At 67.4% G+C, this 22,446-nt stretch carries 19 protein-coding genes; 8 read left to right on the top strand and 11 right to left on the bottom strand.

All coding sequences use genetic code 11. The annotated features are described in order from the left end of the window. Positions 1-36: 36 nt before the first annotated feature. The 6 genes from VGK20_17110 to alr form a co-directional block, all read right to left on the bottom strand. Complete coding sequence (locus tag VGK20_17110; GenBank protein ID HEY2775764.1) at positions 37-1,305, bottom strand: DUF1015 domain-containing protein; 1,269 nt, start codon at positions 1,303-1,305, stop codon at positions 37-39. After that, positions 1,298-1,924, bottom strand: a complete 627-nt coding sequence (locus tag VGK20_17105; GenBank protein HEY2775763.1) for an L-threonylcarbamoyladenylate synthase — start codon at positions 1,922-1,924, stop codon at positions 1,298-1,300. Before VGK20_17105 ends, VGK20_17110 begins: the two co-directional genes overlap by 8 nt. A gap of 28 nt (positions 1,925-1,952) precedes the next feature. Next, the gene (purE, locus tag VGK20_17100; GenBank protein HEY2775762.1) at positions 1,953-2,426 is read right to left on the bottom strand and encodes a 5-(carboxyamino)imidazole ribonucleotide mutase; all 474 of its coding nucleotides are present in this window, start codon (positions 2,424-2,426) and stop codon (positions 1,953-1,955) included. A gap of 194 nt (positions 2,427-2,620) precedes the next feature. Further along, the gene (gene purD / locus VGK20_17095) at positions 2,621-3,904 is read right to left on the bottom strand and encodes a phosphoribosylamine--glycine ligase (GenBank protein ID HEY2775761.1); all 1,284 of its coding nucleotides are present in this window, start codon (positions 3,902-3,904) and stop codon (positions 2,621-2,623) included. A 66-nt stretch (positions 3,905-3,970) separates the two neighbouring features. Further along, positions 3,971-5,560: a bifunctional phosphoribosylaminoimidazolecarboxamide formyltransferase/IMP cyclohydrolase gene (gene purH, locus VGK20_17090; GenBank protein HEY2775760.1), complete on the bottom strand. Its 1,590-nt coding sequence runs from the start codon at positions 5,558-5,560 to the stop codon at positions 3,971-3,973. Continuing rightward, positions 5,557-6,783: an alanine racemase gene (gene alr / locus VGK20_17085; protein HEY2775759.1), complete on the bottom strand. Its 1,227-nt coding sequence runs from the start codon at positions 6,781-6,783 to the stop codon at positions 5,557-5,559. The genes purH and alr overlap by 4 nt, the downstream gene beginning before the upstream one ends. 89 nt (positions 6,784-6,872) lie before the next feature. Between alr and thiS the strand changes: the two genes are divergently transcribed. The 5 genes from thiS (at position 6,873) to VGK20_17060 (ending at position 12,333) form a co-directional block, all read left to right on the top strand. Next, positions 6,873-7,073 carry a sulfur carrier protein ThiS gene (gene thiS, locus VGK20_17080; GenBank protein HEY2775758.1) on the top strand — a complete coding sequence of 67 codons (201 nt, stop codon included), beginning with the start codon at positions 6,873-6,875 and terminating at the stop codon, positions 7,071-7,073. Between the two features lie 8 nt (positions 7,074-7,081). Further along, on the top strand, positions 7,082-7,861 hold the full coding sequence (locus VGK20_17075; GenBank protein ID HEY2775757.1) for a thiazole synthase: 780 nt from the start codon (positions 7,082-7,084) through the stop codon (positions 7,859-7,861). An 18-nt stretch (positions 7,862-7,879) separates the two neighbouring features. Next, a complete protein-coding gene (locus tag VGK20_17070) occupies positions 7,880-8,506 on the top strand; it encodes a thiamine phosphate synthase (protein HEY2775756.1) in 627 nt (208 codons plus the stop codon). 112 nt (positions 8,507-8,618) lie between these two features. After that, on the top strand, positions 8,619-11,504 hold the full coding sequence (locus VGK20_17065) for a helicase C-terminal domain-containing protein (GenBank protein ID HEY2775755.1): 2,886 nt from the start codon (positions 8,619-8,621) through the stop codon (positions 11,502-11,504). Between the two features lie 28 nt (positions 11,505-11,532). After that, the gene (locus VGK20_17060; GenBank protein ID HEY2775754.1) at positions 11,533-12,333 is read left to right on the top strand and encodes a hypothetical protein; all 801 of its coding nucleotides are present in this window, start codon (positions 11,533-11,535) and stop codon (positions 12,331-12,333) included. A gap of 61 nt (positions 12,334-12,394) precedes the next feature. Here the strand turns inward: VGK20_17060 and VGK20_17055 are convergent, their stop codons facing one another. The 3 genes from VGK20_17055 to VGK20_17045 form a co-directional block, all read right to left on the bottom strand. After that, positions 12,395-13,954, bottom strand: a complete 1,560-nt coding sequence (locus VGK20_17055) for a DUF4301 family protein (protein ID HEY2775753.1) — start codon at positions 13,952-13,954, stop codon at positions 12,395-12,397. Positions 13,955-13,997: 43 nt separating this feature from the next. Then, the gene (grxD, locus tag VGK20_17050; protein HEY2775752.1) at positions 13,998-14,321 is read right to left on the bottom strand and encodes a Grx4 family monothiol glutaredoxin; all 324 of its coding nucleotides are present in this window, start codon (positions 14,319-14,321) and stop codon (positions 13,998-14,000) included. Positions 14,322-14,445: 124 nt separating this feature from the next. Beyond that, positions 14,446-15,861: a sulfatase gene (locus tag VGK20_17045; protein ID HEY2775751.1), complete on the bottom strand. Its 1,416-nt coding sequence runs from the start codon at positions 15,859-15,861 to the stop codon at positions 14,446-14,448. 69 nt (positions 15,862-15,930) lie between these two features. Here VGK20_17045 and VGK20_17040 point away from each other — a divergent pair, with 69 nt between their 5' ends. From VGK20_17040 to VGK20_17030, 3 genes are all read left to right on the top strand, one after another. Beyond that, the gene (locus VGK20_17040; protein ID HEY2775750.1) at positions 15,931-16,590 is read left to right on the top strand and encodes a class I SAM-dependent methyltransferase; all 660 of its coding nucleotides are present in this window, start codon (positions 15,931-15,933) and stop codon (positions 16,588-16,590) included. 194 nt (positions 16,591-16,784) lie between these two features. Beyond that, positions 16,785-18,542 (top strand): phosphoenolpyruvate carboxykinase (GTP), encoded by a 1,758-nt coding sequence (locus VGK20_17035; GenBank protein ID HEY2775749.1) that lies wholly within the window; start codon positions 16,785-16,787, stop codon positions 18,540-18,542. Between the two features lie 220 nt (positions 18,543-18,762). Next, positions 18,763-21,447 carry a hypothetical protein gene (locus VGK20_17030; protein ID HEY2775748.1) on the top strand — a complete coding sequence of 895 codons (2,685 nt, stop codon included), beginning with the start codon at positions 18,763-18,765 and terminating at the stop codon, positions 21,445-21,447. Positions 21,448-21,616: 169 nt separating this feature from the next. Here VGK20_17030 and VGK20_17025 read toward each other — a convergent pair whose 3' ends face one another. Together VGK20_17025 and VGK20_17020 are read right to left on the bottom strand one after the other, a co-directional pair. Then, the gene (locus VGK20_17025; protein ID HEY2775747.1) at positions 21,617-21,937 is read right to left on the bottom strand and encodes a type II toxin-antitoxin system PemK/MazF family toxin; all 321 of its coding nucleotides are present in this window, start codon (positions 21,935-21,937) and stop codon (positions 21,617-21,619) included. Then, positions 21,934-22,266, bottom strand: a complete 333-nt coding sequence (locus VGK20_17020) for an AbrB/MazE/SpoVT family DNA-binding domain-containing protein (GenBank protein HEY2775746.1) — start codon at positions 22,264-22,266, stop codon at positions 21,934-21,936. The genes VGK20_17025 and VGK20_17020 overlap by 4 nt, the downstream gene beginning before the upstream one ends. Between the last annotated feature and the right edge of the window lie 180 nt (positions 22,267-22,446).

Below are 22,446 nucleotides of genomic sequence, written 5' to 3'. Positions count from 1 at the left end.
CGGCACCAGGATCCTGGTGCCTGTCGCCAAACCCGCCTACTCGAGCGCGTGGAAGACCAGGCCGGTCAGCAGCTTCGGGTAAAAGTACGTCGACTTGTGCGGCATCAGCTCGCCGGCGCGGCAGACATCGGCCATCTGGTCCGCGCGCGTCGCGTTCATCAGGAATCCGCCCTGCAGCTCGCCGCGCAGCACCCGCGTCAGGATGTCCTTCGCGTCGATCGAGTACGCCAGCTCCGGCCGCTTCGCGCCGGCGCGCGCGAGCGCCCGGTCGACGATATCGTCATGGAGCACCTTGACGTCGAGACGCTCCAGCGGCGACGCGGCATCGGTCGCGACGGGCCTGGTCGCGAGCAGGAACCGCGGCAGTCCGCGCAGCGCGATGCCGAAGGCGTGGCGATCCGGCCCGACGTTGGCCAGCGCCGCAACGAGCCTGTCGGCACCGGCCTCGTCGAAAGAAAAGGCTTCGAGGCGGAACGATTCGGACAGCGCCGACTCGAAAGCCGCCGCACCGACGCCAGGCGCGCTCACGAGCTCGCGATGCGTCGGCAGGATCACGAGACCCGGATCTTCGAACGCAGCAAGAAAGGCCAGCACGTGCGCAGCGGGCTGCACGTCGTCGCCCGGGGCATCGGCGCCGACCGGCGGTTCCTTTCCGGCGGAAACGCATTCGTACCAGTAGTTGAGCGCCGTCTCGTAGCGATGGTGGCCGTCGGCAATGAACAACGCTTCGTCGGCCACGGCGTCGCGGATACGGGCGATGCCCGCCTGGCTGCGCACGGCCCACAATCGGTGGCGCACGCCCTGGTGCATCACGTCGACGTCGGGCTCGCTCTGCCAGCCGCCGTCGGGCTCGGGCACGAAGCCCGGTTTCGAGTACACGCAGAAGATCGGCGAGAGGTTGGCCTTCACACGCCGGGTCAGCTCGAGACGGTCGCGCTTGTGGTGCGCGAACGTATTTTCGTGGCGCAGCACGACTCCGGTCGAATACGGCTCGAGGGCCAGCGCGCCGAGCACGCCGACGCGGCGCCGCGGCCCGCCGGCGTCGAACTCCTGGGTATAGAGATAGAACGAAGGCGCTGCGTCGCGCTCGAGAATGCCTTCGTCCTGCCACGCGCGGTATTCGGCGGCCGCCGCGTCGTGGCTTTCCTTGTTGAGGATGAGCCTGGTGCAGTTGAACGCGCTGGCCTCGTAGAACGCGTCGCGTTCGGCGGGACTGATGACGTCGTAGGGCGGAGCGACGATGCGTTCCATGGCGCCGGCGCGCGATGCATAACGGATCGCCCGGAAAGGGCGGAATCTAGCCACGGTTTTTTCCTGCCAGGTCGATCATGGAAGCGAGATCACTGGCGCGGATCGCGCCTTCTCGCAGGAGCGTCGCACGGCCCTTCGAAAACTCAATCACCGTGGAAACCTCGCTCGAAGTCCTTGCGCCGCCGTCGAGAACGAACAGCGACGGCGCAGCGCCGCTCGCCTGATGTGGAAAGGCACTGCGCACGTCGCCGGCCGAGCGTGCCGGCTCGCATCCGCTCGCGTTCGCTGACGTGGAGGTAACCGGAGCGCCGAATCTTGCCACCAGCGCCGCCGCCCACGGATCGCTGCTGCAGCGAAGCCCGACTCCGCCGCTCGGGCCGACGACCTGCGGCGCGACCCGCGACGACGCTGCAAGCACGATCGTCAGCGGTCCCGGCCAGAAGCGCGACGCGAGCGCGCGCGCATCCTCACCCGGCGGCTCGGCGAGAAGGTCGGCCGCCGCGTCGAGGTTTTCGACGAGCAGCGAGATGCCGCGCCCTTCGTCGCGCCCCTTCATGACGAGCAGCGCTGCGATCGCGGCGCTGCTTCGAGCGTCGACCCCGAGCCCGTAGACGGTCTCGGTCGGATAGGCCACGACGCCGCCGGCCGCGAGGAACCGGGCTGCTGCGTCCACGTCGCGCTCTGCAACGACGTACGACAGTCTATTTTGCCTCGGGCCAGCTGCGCACCCTGCCGGGCACGGCCTCGGCCATCTTGCGTTTGCGCTGCTCGAGAAGGCGCGCAAGACGCGAGTCCGAAAGCGCGAGGATCTGCGCGGCCAGCAGCGCGGCGTTGCGTGCACCGGCAGCACCGATCGCCAAGGTGCCCACCGGAACTCCGGCAGGCATCATCACCGTCGACAGCAGCGCGTCCATCCCGCGAAGCGATCCGGAATCCAGCGGCACTCCGAGCACCGGCAGCGTCGTGTTGGCCGCGACGGCTCCGGCAAGGTGCGCGGCAAGACCGGCCGCGACGATCAGCACCTGGATCCCGCGGTCGCGCGCGCCGCGGGCGTACTCCCCGGTCTGCTGCGGAGAGCGATGGGCCGACGTGACGACGACTTCGTGCGCGATCGAAAGCTCTTCGAGGATGCGCGCTGCTTCGTTCATGACGTCGAGATCGCTCGAGCTTCCCATCAGGATCGCGACGAGCGGCTTCGACTTCGCCGCGGGAGGCGTTTTCTGCGCCGGCTTCTTCGCGGTCGCCGCCGACGCTACCTTGCTTGCTGCCTTGCCTGCTGCTTTCCCGGCCATCTCTCCTCCTTGTCGGTTGCGGTGTGGTCGGTTGCGGTGTGGTCGATTGCGGTGCGGTCGGTTGCGGTGTGCCGGGCTCAGGCGCGCTCGCGCGCCAGCGCCCTCCACGCGATGTCGCGCCGGCAGTGCATGCCCTTCCACGAAATGCGGTCCACTGCCGCGTAAGCCTTTGCCGCCGCTTCGGCAACCGTGCGGCCGCCGGCGCAGACGCCGAGCACGCGACCGCCGACCGTGCGCCAGGTGCCGGTATCGTCGCGGGCCGTGCCCGCGTGGAATACCTCGACGCCGGGGATCTCGGCGGCCTCGCCCAGCCCGTCGATCGCGTCGCCCTTGCGGATGTCTCCCGGATACCCTTCGGCCGTCAGCACGACGCAGACCGAAGGACCCTGTTTCCACTCGATGCGGTGGCGATCGAGCGTGCGATCGATCGCCGCGTCGAAAAGATCGAGGATGCTCGAATCCAGGCGGAGCAGCAGCGCCTGGCACTCGGGGTCCCCGAAACGAACGTTGTACTCGAGCACTTTCGGCCCTTGCTTCGTCAGCATGATCCCCGCGTACAGCACGCCGCGGTAGTCGATTCCGCGCGCCGCCAGCGTGCGCACCGTCGGCTCGATGACGCGATCCATGATCGTGTCGTGGATCTCCGGCGTCACGCACGGCGCCGGCGAATAGGCGCCCATGCCTCCGGTGTTGGGGCCGAGGTCCCCGTCGAAGACGGCCTTGTGGTCCTGCGACGACGCCAGCGGCAGGGAAGTCACGCCGTCGGTGATTGCCATGAACGACGCTTCCTCGCCTTCGAGGAATTCCTCGACGACTATGTGGCGACCGGCTTCGCCGAACGCGCCGTCTTCCAGCATCGCCGCGATCGTGCGATCGGCCTCGGCGGCGTCCGCGCAGATGACGACGCCTTTTCCAGCCGCCAGCCCGTCGGCCTTGACGACCACCGGAAATCCGAGGTGGCGCGCGAATCGCCTGGCGGCATCCGCATCGCGGAATTCGCCGTACTCGGCAGTCGGGACGCCCGCTTCGACGAGAAGACGCTTCGTGAATGCCTTGGACGCTTCGAGCTCGGCGCCCGCGCGATCCGGTCCGAAAATGCGAAGACCCTGGGCGCGAAAGCGGTCGACGATGCCGGCGGCAAGAGGGCCTTCGGGACCGACGACGGTGAGGTCGATGCCTTCGCTCGCCGCGAACGCCGCCAGCGCATCGATGTCGCCGGCCTGGATCGGCACCAGCGTCGCGAGCGTTGCCATGGCCGCCGAGCCGGGCGCCGCGTAGACGACCGGACGGCGAGGATCGCCTGCGATTTTCCACGCCAGTGCGTGCTCGCGCCCGCCGGAGCCGACGACGAGCACTTTCACGCTGTCCCTGCTGCTTGCATCAAAATCGATTCGAACATCGAGAGTCGCGGCCAGGGGTCTTCTGCTTCAGTGGCGGAAATGGCGGACTCCGGTCATGACCATCGCCATTCCGTGCTCGTCGGCTGCAGCGATGACTTCGCCGTCGCGCAGGCTTCCACCGGGCTGGATGACAGCGACGGCGCCCGCTGCGGCGATGACGTCCAGGCCGTCGCGAAACGGGAAAAACGCATCGGACGCGGCCACGCAGCCTTTCAGCTCGAGACCGTGCTCGCGGGCCCTTGCCACTGCCAGGCGTGCGGAATCGACGCGGCTCATCTGGCCTGCGCCGACGCCGACGACGTGGTCTTCGTGGGCCAGCACGATCGTGTTCGACTTGGCGTGCTTGCAGACTTTCCACGCGAAATCGAGGGCGCGAAGCTCGGCCCCCGTCGGCGCGCGCCGCGTCGCCACCTTGCAGTCGGCGGCGCGCGACGGCACGAGGTCGCGGCTTTGCACGAGCAGGCCGCCAAGCACCCGCTTCATGTCGAACGCATCGCTGCCGCCTTTGACGCGCGGATCCACTTCGAGCAATCGCACCGCCTGCAGCTTCTTGGTGCTTCCGAACAGCGCGAGAGCGTCGGCCGTGAACGACGGTGCGAGCACGATCTCGAGGAATACGTCCTTCATCGCCTCTGCGGCTGCGAGGTCCACTTCGCGGTTGAGACCGACGATGCCGCCGAAGATCGACACGGGATCGCAGCGCCGCGCCTTCTCGAAACAGTCGCGCGGATCGCGCCCGGTGGCCACGCCGCAAGGGTTCGTGTGCTTGATCGCGACGCAGACCGGCTCGTCGAATTCCATCACGAGCTGCAGTGCAGCGTCCGCATCGACGATGTTGTTGTACGAAAGCTCCTTGCCCTGCAGCACCCTGGCCGCGGCGATCGACGGTCCGTCGATGCGCGGCGCACGGTAGAACGCCGCGCGCTGGTGAGGATTCTCGCCGTAGCGCATGCCCTGGACGAGCTGCCACTGGTGGTGGATCGTCTCTCCGAACTCGGCCGCGCGGCCTTCGTTGGCGAGTGCATCGCGGCCGAGCCAGTCGGCGATCATGCCGTCATACGCGGCAGTCGAGCGATAGGCCTTGCGCGCGAGCCTCTTGCGCACGTCGAGCGTTGTCGTGCCGGTGGCCTGGAGCTCGCCCAGGACGACTGCGTAATCGGCGGGATCGACGACGACGACGACGCTTTCATGGTTCTTTGCGGCCGAGCGCAGCATCGACGGGCCGCCGATGTCGATGTTCTCGATCGCTTCCTCGTAGCTGCAGCCGCGCGCAGTGACCTCGGCGAACGGGTAGAGGTTCACGCAGACGAGGTCGATCGGGTCGATTCCCTGCTCTTTCATCTGCTGGACGTGCGACGCGAGCGTACGACGACCGAGCAGGCCGCCGTGCACGCGCGGATGAAGCGTCTTGACGCGACCGTCGAGAATCTCCGGGGAGCCGGTGTGCTCGCTGACATCGACGACGGCAAGACCGGCATCGCGAAGTGCCTTGGCGGTGCCGCCCGTCGACAGGATCTTGACGCCGAGAGCAGCCAGGCCCTTTGCGAAGTCGACGACTCCGGTCTTGTCGCTGACGCTGATCAGCGCGGTCTTCATCACGGGGGACGCCTCGCTCATGAATTCCTCTCTTGTTCCGCGGCGCCGGCTTCTTCGCGGCGCACCCTTGCCGCCACTCGCGCGAGCAATTCGTAGGCGATCGTTCCGGCGCGCGATGCAACTTCCTCGACGAGCGGGTCGGCACCCCACAGCGTGACGTCGTCACCGACGCTGGCTCCGGCAACGCCCGTGACGTCGAGCATCGTATGATCCATGCAGATGCGTCCGGCCACCGGCACGCGCCGCCCGCGAATTGCCGCCTCGGCGACGTTGCCGAGGTTGCGCGGATATCCGTCGGCGTAGCCGCAGCGGATCGTCGCGATGCGCGAGGCGCCGTTAGTATGGAACGTATGGCCGTAGCCGACGCCCTCGCCGGCCGCGACGTCGGCGACACGCACGACACGAGCGACCAGTCGCATCACGGGCCTCAGCTGCGCGCGACCCCGCAGCGACGGATCGGGCGCGACGCCGTAAAGCATGATTCCAGGTCGAACAAGGTCGAGATGGGCCTCGGGACGCGCGAGGATGGCGGCACTGTTGGCCAGGTGGCGCGTCAGCGAGAATCCCGCTGCCTTCAGCGCGGCGTCGGCCGCCAGCATCGTCTCGAGCTGACCCGCCGTCACGCCGCCGGTGACCGATTCCGCCTGGGCAAAATGGGAGCAGACGGCAACGATGCGGACGCCGCGCAGCGCCGCGGCGGCTCGGACGAACTCGACGATGGCGTCGGGCACCACTCCGAGCCTGTGCATGCCCGTGTCGAGCTTCACATGGACGACGGCCTCGCGTCCCGAAGCCGCGGCGCGTCCGGCAAGTGCGCGCACGACGTCGATTTCCTGCGTCACGACCTCGGCTCCGGCGGCCAGCGCCGCGTCGGCCTCTCCGGCAAGGATTCCGCCGAACACGACGACCCGCGATCCGCGATCCGAAAACTCCGCGAGCTGGCGAGCCTCGTCGACCGAGGCGACACCGAAGATGCGGCAACCGGCGCGCTCGAGCGCGGCTGCGCACAGGCGGGCGCCGTGCCCGTAGGCGTCGGACTTGATCATCGCGAGGACACCCGCACCGCCGCAAGCGAGGCGGCAAGCTTCGCGGTAATTGTGCACGAGCGCTGCGGTATCGATGAGCGCGCGAGGGACGCTGGACGCGTCGCCTGCCGCCGTGGAAACGGCCTCGCGATCAGCCCCTTCTGCGGGCGCGGAGCCGGCTGCGGCGCCGCCACCTGCGGCCGCTGGTTCGGGGGACATGACAGAGGGAGCCGCGAAGACGGCCACGCGACCGGATACCAAGCGGGTAGCAGGTTGTAAAACCGCACCTGTGGCGCTACGCAGGCTCGATGCGGCTGCAGATCAACGGCGAAGGAAAGAACGTCGCCGACGGCATCACCGTGGGCGAGCTCGTCGCATCGCTCGGCCTGGCAGGACGCCGCGTCGCGGTCGAGCGCAATCGCGAAGTGCTGCCTGCGTCCGCATGGCCCACCCAGGCGCTGGCAGAGAACGACGTGCTCGAGATCGTGCACTTCGTCGGCGGAGGCTGAACGTGGAAATGCAGCGTCAGGACGTCTTCGAGCTGGCCGGCCGCAGCTACCGTTCCCGGCTTCTGGTCGGTACGGGGAAATACGCCGATTTCGAGCAGACGCGGATCGCGATCGAAACCTCCGGCGCCGAGATCGTCACGGTCGCGGTCCGCCGCGTCAACATCACCGATCCGACCAAGCCGAACCTTCTCGACTTCCTCGATCCGAAACGCTTCACGATCCTGCCGAACACGGCCGGCTGCTACACTGCCGACGACGCGATCCGCACCTGCCGGCTGGCGCGCGAGGCGGGCATCGGCAAGCTCGTCAAGCTCGAGGTGATCGGCGACGAGAAGACGCTGTTTCCCGACGTTGCCGCGACGATCGAGGCCGCGCGAGTGCTCGTCGCCGAAGGCTTCGACGTGCTGCCGTACGTCAGCGACGACCCGGTCGCCTGCAAGCGTCTCGAGGACATCGGATGCGCGGCCGTGATGCCGCTGGCGGCGCCGATCGGATCGGGCCTCGGCATCCGCAATCCGTACAACATCCGCATCATTCTCGAGCAGTCCAAGGTGCCGGTGATCGTCGATGCCGGTGTCGGTACCGCATCCGACGCCGCCGTCGCGCTCGAGCTCGGTTGCGACGCCGTGCTGATGAACACCGCGATCGCCGGCGCTCGCGATCCCGTGCTGATGGCGCACGCGATGAAGCTGGCCGTCGAGGCCGGTCGCGCCGCGTATCGCGCCGGCCGCATGCCGAAGCGACTGCACGCAAGCGCATCTTCCCCGCTCGGCGACCTGATCGCCTGAGCGGAGCGGCGGGCGTCGATGCGCGCTCTGCCGAACCCCCCGGTCCAGCTCATCACCGGAGCGTGGCACGACCTCCCGGACCTGCGCCGCCGCATCGAGGCGGCGCTGCGCGGCGGCATCCGCTGGATTCAGCTTCGCGCGAAGACGCGCAGCGCGCGCGAATTGCACGAAGCCGCCGTCGCGGTCGAGCCGCTGCTGCGACCCTGCGGCGCGCTTCTCGTCATCTGCGACCGCGTCGACGTGGCCTTGTCGATCGGCGCCGGAGTGCACCTGCCGGAAAACGGCATGTCGGCGGGACACGCCAGGGAACTGCTCGGCAGGGACGCGTGGATCGGCCGCTCGGTGCACAGCGTCGCGGCGATCCGCACGGTGGCGCCCGGCGAGCTCGACGCGCTGCAGTTCGGGCCGGTTTTCGACACGGCATCCAAGCGCGAATTCGGACCGCCTCAGGGCCTGGCCGAGCTTGCTCACGCCGCGACCGCCGTGCGCGAAGGCTGCCGCGCAACGCTCATTGCCGTCGGGGGAATCACCTTCGCCAGAGTGCCGGCCTGCCGAAGGGCGGGAGCGGACGCAGTCGCCATGATCGGCGCAGCGTGGGATGCGGGGGACATCGAGGCGGCCGCGCGCAGGCTCGTCAGGGCTTGAGCCTCGACGCACGGTGCAGCGCCTGGAGTCTTTGGCGGGAGTCGTCTTCGTACTTCGCAACAAACGGGAGCGCCCGGGTGACACCGGGGCTCTCGTGCGGTAGGCAGTCCTCGTGTTGAGTCCGGCGGGCCTCGCCGCCCTTCAGGAAGACCTCCATCTGGAGCCCGACGGCCGCTTCGAGTTCACCGTGAACCTCGAGAGCCTCGGCATCGATCGCGCGCGCATCGAGCCCGTCGTCGCGGCCGGTCCTCTTTGCTTCCTCGATTTCGAGGCCACCGGCCTCGATCCGAAGCTCGACGAGCTGATCGAGGCCGGAGCGATCCGCATCGACGCCGGAGCGCCGAAAGCGCGCATCTTCAACACGCTGATCCACACCGGCCAGGAGCTCACCCCGTTCATCAAGCGACTGACGGGCATCACGCAGCGCGACGTCGTAACCGCGCCGCCGCTGGCGGAAGTCGCAGCCGCGCTCGATCGCTTCATCGGCGATGCGCCGGTAGTCGCGCACAACGCGGCGTTCGAAAAGAGCTGGCTCGCGCAGGCGGTCAACCGCCGTTTCGCGTCGCACCCGTTCCTCGACACCGTCGAGATCCTCGCGCTCGTCTATCCCGACAGCGCGAACATGAAGCTCGATACGTTCTGCCGCCGCGGCCTCGGGCGCGGGGAGCGGCACCGCGCCCTCGACGACGCTCTCGACATGCTGCGCGTGCTAGTCGGCACCCTGGTCGAGTCGCACGCCGGCTCACCGGCGGCCGCGAACGCCGTTGCGGCGCTGACGCATTTTCATCCGACGTCGGCGTGGCGGGTGCGCCTCGAGCGCTCGGTCGGCTACGAGTTTGCCGACGCCGCGGCCACGGCTGCGGTCCCGGTGCTGCCCGAGGTGTCTCTGGAGCCGGTGCCGTTCTCGAAGGAAGCGATCGTCGCGAGGCTGCACGACGTCGACGGCGTGCAGCGCGTGCTGCCCGGCTACGAGCTGAGGCCAGGCCAGGTGCGCTTCTTCGAACAGGTGTTCGACTGCTTTGCAGCCAGCGGCGGCAAGTCGGTGGTGGTCGGCGAAGCGGGCACCGGCATCGGCAAGACGCTGGGCTACCTTGCCGCGGCCATTCCGTTCGCGCGCCACAGCGGACAGCAGGTCGTGATCTCCACGTCGAGCAAGCTGCTGCAGACCCAGCTTCTCGAAAAAGACATTCCGGCAGCCGCCAGCCTTCTCGGCTATCCGGACCTGCGCTTCGGCGTGATGAAGGGGCGCGGCAACTACATCTGCAAGCGCCGCCTCGACCGCTTCCTGCGCTCGCGCCAGAGCGAGGGGCCGACGCTCGACCCCGAGGAAGGCTACGCGTCCGCGCTGATCGCGGCGTTCTCGACCAGCGCGACGCACGGCGAGATCGATCGCGTGCCGACGGTGCTCTACCAGCTCAATCCCTGCTTCGAGCGCTTCGCGCGCGAAGTGACGAGCAGCGACTCCGACGAGTGCAGCCGCCAGAACTGCGAGACCGTCGGCGGTCACTGCGTGTTCCGCGCGGCGCGCCATCGCCTCGAGGCGGCGGAGATCGCGGTCGTCAACCACGACCTGCTGCTGCGCTGGCCGCCGGACTACCCCGAGCTTCGCCATCTGGTTTTCGACGAAGCCCACGAGCTGATCGACAAGGCCGACAACGCCTACGCAAGGACAGCCGAAGGCATCGAGCTGGCGCACCGCCTGGAGGAGATCCTCGGCATGCGCGGCTCGCCGCCCCTGGCGGACGACGACGAGACGCAGATGATGGCGCGTCGCGCGCTGACGCTGGTTTCCATGGTCGGCGAGACTTCTCGCCGCATCGTCAAGGCCGAGAACGAGGAGAGCCCGTTCCAGTTCGGCCGCGACGAGCTTCTCGTGCCGCGCTCCGGTCCCGGTCCGGAATGGAAGGAGCTGACCGACGCGGCGCTCGAGCTGGCCACGAGCCTGCGCCGGCTTTCGCTCAGGTTCCGCGGCGGCGACGACGACGAATCCGAGTCGAAGATGCGCCTGGTCGAAGTGCTCGACGAGGCGGCATCCGTGCTCGACCACGCGCTGCCGTATCCGAAATCCGACACGTACGTGTACCGGCTGCGCGGGCTGGCGCGCTCGACCTCGGTGTCGTGGCGCTTCGTCGCCACGCCGGTGCTGCCGGGCGACGATTTTCGCGACAACGTGCTCGAGCGCGCGCAGACGATGCTCGCGACCTCGGCCACGCTTTCGGTCGCCGACGAGGACGACGGGGCTCTGCGAGAGCTGAAGCTCGCCGTGCACGCAGGGTCTCGCTACCGTGTCGCCACGCCGATCCCGAGCCCCTTCGACTACGAGAAGAACCTCGAGGTCATTTTCATCAAGGACATGACCGACCAGGCCGCGCTGGTCGATCGCATGACGCGCTCGCTTGCGATCGTGTCGCGGCGACTCGGGGGCCGCACCCTCGGCCTGTTCACGAGCCGCGACCGCATGGTCCGCGTTGCCGACCTGCTCGCGGGGCAGCTTGCCGCCGACGGAATCACGGTAACGACTCCGGCCGCCGGCAATACCGATCCGCACGAGCTGGTGCGCACGTTCCGCGAGAACCCGCGCGCCGTGCTGCTGGGCTCGCGCGGTTTCTGGCAGGGCATCGACATTCCCGGCGATGCCTGCCAGGCGGTCGTCATCGAGAAGCTGCCGTTCGACGTTCCGGGCGATCCGCTGCTGCAGCTTCGCGCCGAAGTGCTATTCGGCGGCGGCAGCCGCGTCTTTTCGGACTACCAGGTGCCGCGCATGCTGCTTCGCCTCAAGCAGATGATGGGCCGCCTCATCCGTACCCCCACCGACCGGGGGATCATCGTCCTGGTCGAGCCTCGCGTCGACAAGCCGTACTTCCGCAAAGTGCTGGCATCGCTGCCGCCCGGCGCGCGCCACCACCTGGCGCGCCTCGACGACCTCGATGCCGTCGTCGAGGATTTTCTCAGGCGAAGCGGCCTTGCCGCCGCGCGCGAGAAGGTACTGCTGGACTGAGCGCGACGTCGGGCCGAAAATCAGCGGCATGTCCGACTCTTCGACCAGTCCGAGCGCCGTCCGTGACCGCCCGCTGTGGCACCGGCGGCTGCACATTACGATGCCGTCCGGCCTCGACCTCTACGAGAAGACGAAAGCGCTGCAGTGGAACGCGACCGACGAGATCGACTGGTCGCGGCCGATCTGCAACTTCTCGGAAGCGTCCTACGCTCCGTTCGCATCGAGCATCTCGCGCGAGGATTTCAACCGCCTCGCTGCCGAGAGGCGCGCGATGACGTTCACTCAGCTTTTCTTCGGCGAACAGGCCGCGCTCGCGCTGTCGGCCCAGCTCGTCAACCTGTGCCCGGAGCTCGAGGCGCGCATGTGCCTTGCCGGGCAGATCATCGACGAAGCGCGCCACGTCGAGGTGTTCGGCCGCTATCTCGACAAGCTCGAAGCGGACGCGCCGCTCGACCCGATGCTCGAGGACATCGTGCACCGCATCCTCGACAGCGACTCCTACGGCGAAAAAATCGTCGGCATGCAGATCTTTCTCGAAGGCATCGCGGTGGGGTTGTTCCAGGTCTTCCAGCGCGACAGCCCCGATCCGCTTTTGCGCGACCTCATCCGCCTCGTGCTGCGCGACGAGTCGCGGCACGCAGGGTTCGGCGTGATGTACCTTGCGAACAAGTTCGACGACTCGACGAAGGCAGAGAAGATCCGCACCGAGAAGTTCGTCGGGGATCTCCTGCACGGGTTCGGTTCGATGTTCGGCGGCGGGGCTTTTCTCGGCGATACGTTCGCCGACATCCGGCACAGGCTGAAGCAGATCGGGCTCGACCCGCGCTGATCGGCGGATCGAGCCCGCAGTCGTCAATCGGTCGATCCGCTGCTCGGCGACCGGACGAGGGCTAGCTCCGGCTGCCCTGGTGCGCGGGCTCGAGCAGGTCGTTCACCGTCTTGACGGGGTTGAACGTCGCCAGCGGGACTTCGACGAACACGGTGTTCCATCCCGCCATTGCGCCGTTCCACAAACCCGGGCGTTCGAGGGAACGCAGCGGGCGCCCGTCCTGCGATTTCTCGGCGATGAACACCGCTTCGTGGTCGATGTAGCGCGACAGGTCGAAAGGCCTGCCTTTCCAGTCGCGCGTGATGCAGACGAGATCGACGGGATTGAAATGTCGTGCGCCTTCCAGGATCGCGCGCTGGGCGGGGTCGTCGCGGTCGACCTGCGACGTCTCGACCACCTGCACGCTCGCGCGGCCGGAGCGGTCCGTTACCCAGAACGGTCCTCCGCCGGGATTCGTATCGGAGGAAACCATTCCGCAGGCACGAAGCGGCCGGTCCAGTGCATCGGCAGCGAGGCGCAGCAACTCGCCGCCCGAGGCATCCGGAACCGCGGCGCCGAAGCGCGAGCGCAGCATCGCGAAGGCCGCCGCGGCCGCCGCCTCGCCCCCCGTCTCGAGCGCGCGCCGGTGCGCGAACACTTCCTCGCGAAGCTCGAGCAGGACTCCCGCGAGCGCCTTCTTCCAAAGCACCGTCTCTGCGAGGAAAGCGTCGACCGCGACGTTGTCGATGTTCTTGACGAACAGCAGCTCGGCTTCGACGTCGGCCATGTTCTCGATCAGCGCGCCGTGGCCGGCAGGACGAAACAGCAGGCGCCCTTCGTCGGTGCGAAACGGAGCTCCCCCCGGTTCGACGGCGATCGTGTCGGTGGACGGCTTCTGCCACGAGAACTCGACGTCGAAGTGCACTCCGAAGCGCTTCTCGTAACGCTCGCGCACGTCGCCGAGCAGCGCGCGAAAGCGCTGCTCGTGCTCGGGCGACACCGTGAGATGCAGGCGGCACAGATTGCCGCTGCCGCGCGCATACGCCGCCGCCTCGACGAGGTGCTCTTCGAACGCGGTGCGTACCTCGCCGTGCTCGCGATGGAACTTCAGCAGTCCCTTGGGAAGCGACGCATAGTCGAGACCACTGTCGTCGAGCAGCGCGGCCAGCACTGCCGGCACGTCACTCGCGGCCGCCGCGTCGATGTCGATGCCGTCGCGCGCGAGCGCTGCGGCAAGATCATCGTAGAACGCGAAGTCGACGAGATGCGCCAGGAAGCGCGACACCGCGCGTGCATCGGAGTCGCCGCCGGCAGCTTTCGCTTCGAAATCCGCGCGCGTGCGCAGCGACGCGTCCGAGCCCACCGCAAGCAGCGAGCGGAACATGCGGCTGGCGGCGCCGGAGGCGGGGACGAATTTGGCGATCGAAAGCGAGCGCGCCTGCTCGTCGTAGCGGTGCGCATAGCCGCCGGCCTGTTCGTCGAACAGGCGGACGATGCCGTCGCCTGGAGTGCAGGCTTTCAGCAGCCGCGCAGCAGCAGGAGGCTCCTGGTACAGACGAAGCTGGCGCTCGGCAGTCTCGCGCGCGATGCCGCGTGCCTCGAGATCGGCGAGATCAGGCGGCGAAAAGTGTCGCGATTGCAAGACCGGTCCCGCAAAGGCCTGGCGCCGCCAGGCCCGCGTCTGGCTACGCCGCGTGCTCGACGGCGATCATCTTCTCGAGCTCGCCGCTTTCGTACAGCGCCATCGTGATGTCGCAGCCGCCGACGAATTCGCCGTTGACGTAGAGCTGGGGAACGGTCGGCCAGTTCGAGAACTGCTTGATGCCCTCGCGGAGCTGGGGATCTTCGAGGACGTTGTAGCTCGCAAACTTCGCGCCGACCGCCTTGAGCGCCAGCGTCACCTTCTGCGAGAACCCGCACTGGGGCATCAGCGGCGTGCCCTTCATGTAGAGCACGATGCGGTCCTTCTCGATCTGCGACTGGATCCTGTGGAAGATGTCCTCGGCCATCGTTCTGTCTCCTCGTCCCTGTCCGCAGTGCGCGCCCGGAGGGGCCGGAGCAGCCAAGGGGGCCGCATCGCGTGCGGGACAATGCGCAAATGTTTCCCCGGAGCGTCCCCAAATCAACAGGCCGTCACTCGATGTAGCCGAGCGAGCGCAGCGCCTTCTGGGTTTCCTTGTCGGGCGCCGCGTGGCTGCGCAGTGCCGCGGGGTACTGCTTGTGCCATTGGCGCAGCAGGCCGTCCAGCCTCGTAGCGCCCGCCTCGGCCTCGGCTTTCGTCAGTCTGGCCGGCGGCGCGGCAGCGGCGGCGGCCCTCTCGCGATCGTTGGCCGGGCCGCCGCCGAGCAGGTCGACGAGCTCGTGCGGATCGGTTGCGAGATCGTAGAATTCGCGGCGATTCTCTCCGGGCGCGAGGATCAGCTTGCTGCCGTTGGCCACGACCGCGCTCATTTCGCCGCGAATCTTCTGACCGCCCTCCGAGCTGCTCTTGTAGTCGCGGCGTTGCAGGAACACCTGCCTCGCGGAATCGGTCGCACCGAACAGCTTGCGACCGTGCGTGAAGCTGCCTGCCTCCAGCGAAAGCGAATCGAGGATTCCCGGCGCAACGTCGATCAGCGCGACGGGCTCGTCCACGACGCGCGCAGCCGCGAGGTGCCCGGGCCAGCTGGCAACGAGCGGCACGCGCACCGCTTCCTCGTAAAGATTGATCCCGTGCGACATCCAGCCGTGGTCGCCGAGACCTTCGCCGTGGTCGCTGGTGACGACGATCAGCTGGCCGCGGTCGGTGGCGCGCGAACGGAACAGCCCGAGCACACGGCCGAGCTGCTCGTCGGCGTAATGTACTTCGCCGTCGTAACGCTGGATCGCTCCGCTGGTGCCGTCCGGCCACTGCGCGTCGAACTTCTCCGGCGCGTGATAGGGCGCATGGGGATCGACGAAGTGTACCCACACGAACAGGGGCCTGGCATCGTGGAAATCGTCGAACCAGCGCTGGAAATGCTCGAAAGTCGCGCCGGCATAGCGGTCGTGCGCCGCCTCGCCCGGCTTCCTTCTGCCGAGCGAGGCTTCGTCGCTCGTGAACGCGTCGTCGAACTTTTCGAATCCCTGCGAGAAGCCGAAGCGCGACATCAGCGGAAACGAGCTGACGAAAGCGGCGGTGGCGTAGCCGGCGTCCTTCAGGCGTTCGGCCAGCGTGACGCTGTCGTCGGGGAGGATCCCGCCGTTCTTGGTCAGGCCGAAACTGCGGAAGTGCCGCCCGGTCATCAGCACCGCGTGGGATGGTGCCGTCGTCGAGGTCTCCGAATAGGCGGTGTTGTAGCGCACACCGCTCCCCGCCAGCGCGTCCAGGTTCGGTGTCGTCCCGATCGGGTAGCCGTAGCAGGAGCAGTGGTCGCTACGCAGGGTGTCGATCGTCACGACGAGGATGTCGGGACGCGGCGGCGCCGAATGCAGGCAACCACCCTGCACCGCCGCCAGGCACGCCAGCGCGCGCAGCACGAATGAGGCAAGACCGCGCCGGGGTGCACAAATCCACTGCATGGATTTCATGGAAGGGCGATGCTTTACTTGAAGCTGCTCGTGCAGGAAACGTCGGCACCCTGCGCGCAGGGACCAGAGATGATGCCACCGACCCAGATTGCCCTTGCCGGGCTCGACACGCTTTCGGACTTCACCGAGCGTCTCGTGCAGTGGGCGAGCCCGGAACGGGCCTGCGCCGCCGAGCTGCTGCGCCTGGTCGTGCTCAAGTCGGGCGACCGCTTCCTCGACGTCGGCTGCGGCAGCGGCGACCTCTTGGCGGCAGCCGCGTCGCAGGAGCCGGGTGCCATCCTTTTCGGCCTCGATCCCGACGAAGATGCCCTCGAGCTGGCCTCCCACAAGATTCCCGGGACCATCCATCCTGCCGAGCTTCACCAGGGAGTGGCCGAGGAGCTTCCGTTCGACGACGAGAGCTTCGACATCCTCTGTGCCGTCCGCGTCCTTGGCGCCTTCAATCCGAAGAGCAGGGCCAGGGCGCTGCGGGAGGCCTGGAGAGTGCTCCGGCCGGGCGGCCGCCTGCTCGTGGCCGACTGGGTAGAGGAGCCGCAAGGCATCGAGGCGCTGGTCACCTGGCCGTGGCGCCTGGTGCGCGACTCGCTTTTCTCCAATGACGGCGCGGCTCCGACGCTGGCCGAAGCCATTTCGATCGCCCGCTTCCACCCCGCCGAGCCGCGCACGCGGTTCCGTACCGTCATCGGGCTTCTCGAGCTTCTCGAAGCATTCAAGCCCCTTCAACTGTAGAGAAGCCGGCCTCAGGCCAGCTCTTGATTCGCACTGGCTTCACTGAGGCGAAATCGGTAGAAGGCGCGCTTATTCTTGCGTCCGGATTGCCCTCCATGAGAGGCCACTGCGGCCGGTCATGAGTTCACGCCTGCATGATCATGCAGGCTCATGATGGAGAGGCGATCCGGGACCACCGGAGGCAAGGGCGCCAAATGCACAAGGGACTCGAGCAGTGGGTCAAGGAAGTTGCCGAGCTGACGACGCCGGACCAGGTGTACTGGTGCAACGGCTCCGAAGAGGAGAACGACCGGCTCTGCCGCGAAATGGAAAGCCGCGGTGACCTGATCCGGCTCAACCCCGCGCTTCATCCCAACAGCTTCCTGGCCCGCAGCGACGTCAACGACGTTGCCCGGGTCGAGCACCTGACCTTCATCTGCTGCGAAAAGCAGGAAGACGCGGGCCCCACCAACAACTGGAAGGACCCTGCCGAAGCCCGCGCGCTGGTGCGGCCCCTTTTCCATGGCTGCATGAAGGGCCGCACGATGTACGTGGTGCCCTACATCATGGGCCCGGCCGGCTCGCCGATCTCGGCGGTCGGCGTCGAGATCACCGACTCCCCGTACGTCGTCGCGAACATGCGCATCATGACGCGCATGGGAAAAATCGCGCTCGACCAGCTCGGCGACCACGGCACGTTCGTCAAGGGCCTGCACTCGCTCGGCGACCTTTCGCCCGAGCGCCGCTACATCCTGCATTTCCCCCAGGACAAGGAGATCATCAGCATCGGCTCAGGCTACGGCGGCAACGCGCTGCTCGGCAAGAAATGCTTCGCGCTTCGCATCGCCTCGACGATGGCGCGGCGCGAGGGCTGGCTCGCCGAGCACATGCTGATTCTCGGCATGGAAAGCCCGATGGGCGAAGTCACGTACGTCGCGGCCGCGTTCCCGTCGGCGTGCGGCAAGACCAACCTGGCGATGCTGCTGCCGCCCGAAAGCCAGGAAGGCTGGAAAATCTGGACGGTGGGCGACGACATCGCGTGGATGAAGTTCGGACCCGACGGTCGCCTTTACGCGATCAACCCGGAGGCCGGTTTCTTCGGCGTCGCGCCGGGCACCAGCAACAGGACCAATCCGAACGCGATGGCGTCCCTGCATTCCAACTGCATCTTCACCAACGTCGCGCTGACCGACGAAGGCGGCGTTTGGTGGGAAGGCATGGGCCCCGCGCCAAAACACGCGATCGACTGGCAGGGCAACGACTGGACGCCCGACTCCGGTCGCAACGCTGCGCACCCGAACTCGCGTTTTACCGCTCCGGCGCGCCAGTGCCCCGGCATCTCGCGCGAGTGGGAGAATCCGAACGGCGTGCCGATCTCGGCGTTCATCTTCGGCGGACGGCGCGCGAAGACTGCGCCGCTCGTCTTCCAGTCTTTCGACTGGAAGCACGGCGTCTACGTCGGCGCCGCCGTGGCCTCGGAAACCACCGCCGCAGCGCAGAACCAGGCAGTCGGCGTCATCCGCCGCGATCCTTTCGCGATGCTGCCGTTCTGCGGTTACAACATGGGCGACTACTTCGGCCACTGGCTCAGCCTCGGCGCCGACCCGTCGCGCGCGGCCAAGCTGCCGAAGATCTTCCACGTCAACTGGTTCCGCCAGGCCGACGGCAAGTTCCTGTGGCCGGGCTTCGGCGACAACGTGCGCGTGCTGCGCTGGATCCTCGACCGCTGCACCGGCAAGGCCGAGGCCACCAAGACCGCGATCGGTTACGTTCCGGCGCCGGGCAGCCTCGACCTTCGCGGCATCGAGGAGCAGGTGCCGCCGCCGGTGATGGACGAGCTGTTCCGCATCGACAAGCAGGACTGGACGAGCGAGCTGGAGAGCCAGAAAGAGTTCTTCACGAAATTCGGCGCGCACTGCCCGGCGGAAATCTGGAGCCAGTACGAAGCGACGAAGGGCCGCCTCGAAATCTGAACGAACGACCGCCTCCAGGAGCGGTTTGGCTCAACCTTTTGGCCACGCTAGCCGCGACGCGCGCAACATTACACGGTGTTGCGACGCGGCGTTATGAATTCCGTGACGCAGCGCGCTCGCGCTGTTCGGCCTGGTGGGACGTAGAGATCTTCACTTTCTTCCCGTGCGGCCTCGGTACATAGTCCCGGGATTCTGACCGATCGCGGGGAGGTACCGCAAAATGACCATTCGTATCGCGTCGTCGAAGCCGCAGCCCCGGCTGTGTGCTTCTGTCTCGAAAACATTCGCCCTCGGCGCGCTTGCCGCGGCGCTGCTCGCAATGCCGGCGGTTCCCGCATCGGCGGCGACATCCCCCGGCATCGCGTGCCAGGAGGGGATCGCGAAGACGCTAGCCAAGTGCGTGAAGAAAGCCGTAGCCCTTCACGGCAAGTGCTACAAGGACGTCGACGCCGACTGCGCAGCCGACAACTCGGACCTTCAGGGCGCCTACGGCAAGGCGGTCAGTGGCACATCTTCCAAGTGCGCAACCAACCAGGCGGTCGCCGACGCGGGTTACGGGCCTTACGACGCGACCATCATCGGCACGTGGGTTGCGGATCAGTGCAAGTGGGAATCGCAGCTCGTCGCGGACCGCACTTTCGGCAGCACGGGCGCACACTGGAGCGGCACGGACGCCGACGGCCAGAAGTGCCTCCAGAACGCCACCAAGTCGGCTGCCAAGCTGCTGTCCGGATCCATCGGTGGGCTCGCCAAGTGCGCACCGACCGGCTGCACCTTCGATTTCACGACGGCCGCTTCCGATGCCGCGACGGCGCTGGACGGCAAGTGCCCGACGTTCCTGGCGATCGTCGGCACCGACACGGCCACCTACATGAGCGCAACGACGGCCCAGGTCGCCCAGTCCGTGCAGTCGCCCTGCGACGCGCTCGACACGACCCGCTGCATGATGCCGTTCCCGAACGACTTCTTCACGATCGCGGACGCGAGCCAGGTGACGGGACGCCGCATCGCACTCGGCCGCAAGACGCTGCCGCCCCACGGCGCCGCCCTGCTGGATCCGACCCGCTGGAACGAGGCCGACGGCTGGAGCATCGGCCCGATGCTGATGATGAACAATCCGAGCATCGACCTGACCCAGACCGGCGCGGCGCCGATCACCGACATCGCGCAGTCCCTGAACGCGAACGCCCCCGTGATCATGATCGATGCGTCCAACGGCGAGCAGCAGATGCTGTGGGTGGAGCGTGACCAGCGCGCCAGCAACATGGGCGCCGACACCCCGGCGATCATCGTCCGCGTGGCAAAGGACCTGAAGGAAGGGCACCGTTACATCATCGCGTTCCGCCACATGAAGGACGCGATGGGCGTGGAGCTGCCCGCACCGGCAAACTTCGTATTCTATCGCGACAACGCTCCACTCGGCACGGTGATTCCGTTGGAGGCGCGCCGCGCCCACATGGAAAGTATCTTCTCGACGTTGACCACCTACGGAATCACGCGCGGCAGCCTGTACCTGGCATGGGATTTCACGACCCAGAGCACGTCGAGCGTTTCCAAGCGCCTGCTGGCAATGCGCGACGACGCGACGACCCGCCTGGCCGGCGGGGTGCCCGCGTTCACCGTCGACCACGTCACGACCAACCCCAATTCCGACATTTTCCGCGAGATCGACGGCACGTTCCAGGTGCCTCTCTACCTGCACTGCCCGCCGGCCGGTCCCGCGTTCAACGACCAGTGCGCAACCAACGGCGACCCCGGTTCGATCCTGAACACCGGTGCCGACGGGCTGCCTGTCGCAAGCGGCTCGTACACGGCAAGTTACCGCTGTGAAATTCCGCACGCTGCCACGACCGGCGATGCGGCTCCTGCGCAGCCGGCGCGTCCTTCACTGTACGGGCACGGCCTGCTCGGCAGCCACACCGAAGTGGACTCCGGCAACGTCGAGGACATGGCGCAGGAACACAACTTCCTCTTCTGCGCCACCGACTGGACCGGATTCGCCGATGATGACCAGGAATTCGTCGCCGCGGTGCTCGGAAGCTTCTCGCGGTTCCCGAACTTCATCGACCGCCAGCACCAGGGAATGATCAACCAGATCTACCTCGGCAAGCTGCTGCTGAACCCGACCGGTTTCGCGAGCGACGCGAACTTCCAGCTCGGCGGCACTTCGATGATCGACGACACCGAGCTGTACTACGACGGCAACAGCCAGGGCGGCATCCTCGGCGGCGTGCTGGGCGCCATCGAGCAGGACATCACGCGTTTCTCTCTCGGCGTGCCGGGCATGAATTACAGCACCCTGCTCAATCGCAGCTCGGACTTCGGCACCTTCGACGCGGTCCTGATAGGGAGCTATCCGCTCTCCACGGACCGGGAGCTGGTGCTTTCGCTGGCCCAGCTCATCTGGGACCGCACCGATCCGAACGGGCACATCAACCACCTGCTGTCGAATACATACGACGCGAACACGCCGGCCAAGAAGGCGCTGTACTCGGTGGCTTACGGCGACCACCAGGTCTCGCCCGTCACGGTCGAAATCGCCGCGCGCACCAACGGCATGAGCATCCACACGCCGACGATCATCAACGCGCCCACCAGGCCGGATCCGAACGTGACGCCGTACTACGGCATCCCGGCGATCCCGTCGTATCCGTTCGACGGTTCGGCGATGGTTGTCTGGGACTTCGGCAACCCGGCGCCGCCGACGGGCAACGAGCCGCCGCCAGTCATCACGCCGTCCGATCCGGGCTGGTCGGACCTCGGACCCTGCCCGCAGGGCCACGGCTCGGATCCGCACTCGTGCCCGCGCAGCGATGTGGACAACCGCACGCAGAAGTCGGAGTTCCTCAAGCCGAACGGAGCGATCGTCGACGTCTGCAGCGGAGCGCCCTGCTCGCAGCTCTAACCACACCTGGGGTCAGGCACCGGAACGCAGGTGCCTGACTCCGGCAACAAAAGGGCGCGTCATCTCTCGGATGGCGCGCCCTTCTTTTTTGCGCGGCGTCGGCAGAATCGCGAGACTGCAGCGGCGGCGCCGCGACACCAGTCGTCAGGCACAGAGCGGCGCCGCCGACTCACTCCCCGTACATCTCCGTGAGCACTCGTCGCAGAGTCGCCGCCTCGTCGGCGCTCAGTTTTCCGATCCTGTCGCCGATCCGCGACTTGCTCACGGCCCGGATCTGATCGACGGCGACGTCCGCCGGTCTACCCTCGCATCGCACCTGGACTCGCGACCGCCAGCTCGGACGAAGCTGGCTCGTGAGCGGGCACACGACGACGGTCGCAAGGCTCCTGTTCAGCACGTCCAGGCTGACGATCACCGCAGGACGGGTCTTGGCGATCTCGTCCCCCCTCGTCGGATCGAGGTCGGTCCAGCGGATCTCGTAGCGCTTCACGGCGAACGCTTTTTGCCGGTCCCCTTCCGGTAGCGCGGCGCCGGTTCGGCGATCGTCGTCGCTCCGTCGGACCAGGGCAGATGCTCCAGGCCGTCGCCCAGCGCCACGTCCCATTCGCTCCAGCTCTCCGCTGGGCTCGCCATCTGACGGGCAGTCTCCTCCCAGGACAGCTTCTCGGTCACGCGACCGGATGGCCTCAGCAGGATCCCTTCGCTCAGTTCCTCCATCAGCACGGTATCGCCGATCCGATAGCGGCGCAGCGACGCCGCCGGTAGACGGACGCCGCGCGAGTTCCCGATCCGCGCGACCTTGAGCTTCACGGTCGTCATGTAATTACCGTAATTACTTCGAACGTCGTTCGCAATCGATCGCCCCGGTGGAGGGATCGGGCTCTCTGCCGGCTCCGCGAGGACCAGAAGGACTACACTGCCCCGAAGACCTGCGGCTCCGGGGATGCCTTGTGTGTGAACCGGAATGAGCGGCGGCGGCGGCACTGGAACACTGTGCCG

Source organism: Candidatus Binatia bacterium, assembly GCA_036493895.1.
In the GTDB taxonomy this organism is placed as follows: Bacteria; Desulfobacterota; Binatia; order UBA1149; family CAITLU01; genus DATNBU01.
Note: the sequence above shows the minus strand (reverse complement) of the source record. Positions and strands in the feature narration are given on the sequence as shown.

Coding starts and splice junctions, on each gene's coding strand:
- alr (HEY2775759.1), bottom strand. CDS start 6,783: ATGTCCCCCGAACCAGCGGCCGCAGGTGGCGGCGCCGCAGCCGGCTCC.
- VGK20_17075 (HEY2775757.1), top strand. CDS start 7,082: ATGCAGCGTCAGGACGTCTTCGAGCTGGCCGGCCGCAGCTACCGTTCC.
- VGK20_17035 (HEY2775749.1), top strand. CDS start 16,785: ATGCACAAGGGACTCGAGCAGTGGGTCAAGGAAGTTGCCGAGCTGACG.
- VGK20_17040 (HEY2775750.1), top strand. CDS start 15,931: ATGATGCCACCGACCCAGATTGCCCTTGCCGGGCTCGACACGCTTTCG.
- VGK20_17020 (HEY2775746.1), bottom strand. CDS start 22,266: ATGACGACCGTGAAGCTCAAGGTCGCGCGGATCGGGAACTCGCGCGGC.
- VGK20_17070 (HEY2775756.1), top strand. CDS start 7,880: ATGCGCGCTCTGCCGAACCCCCCGGTCCAGCTCATCACCGGAGCGTGG.
- thiS (HEY2775758.1), top strand. CDS start 6,873: ATGCGGCTGCAGATCAACGGCGAAGGAAAGAACGTCGCCGACGGCATC.
- grxD (HEY2775752.1), bottom strand. CDS start 14,321: ATGGCCGAGGACATCTTCCACAGGATCCAGTCGCAGATCGAGAAGGAC.
- VGK20_17030 (HEY2775748.1), top strand. CDS start 18,763: ATGACCATTCGTATCGCGTCGTCGAAGCCGCAGCCCCGGCTGTGTGCT.
- VGK20_17060 (HEY2775754.1), top strand. CDS start 11,533: ATGTCCGACTCTTCGACCAGTCCGAGCGCCGTCCGTGACCGCCCGCTG.
- VGK20_17045 (HEY2775751.1), bottom strand. CDS start 15,861: ATGAAATCCATGCAGTGGATTTGTGCACCCCGGCGCGGTCTTGCCTCA.
- purE (HEY2775762.1), bottom strand. CDS start 2,426: ATGGGAAGCTCGAGCGATCTCGACGTCATGAACGAAGCAGCGCGCATC.
- purH (HEY2775760.1), bottom strand. CDS start 5,560: ATGAGCGAGGCGTCCCCCGTGATGAAGACCGCGCTGATCAGCGTCAGC.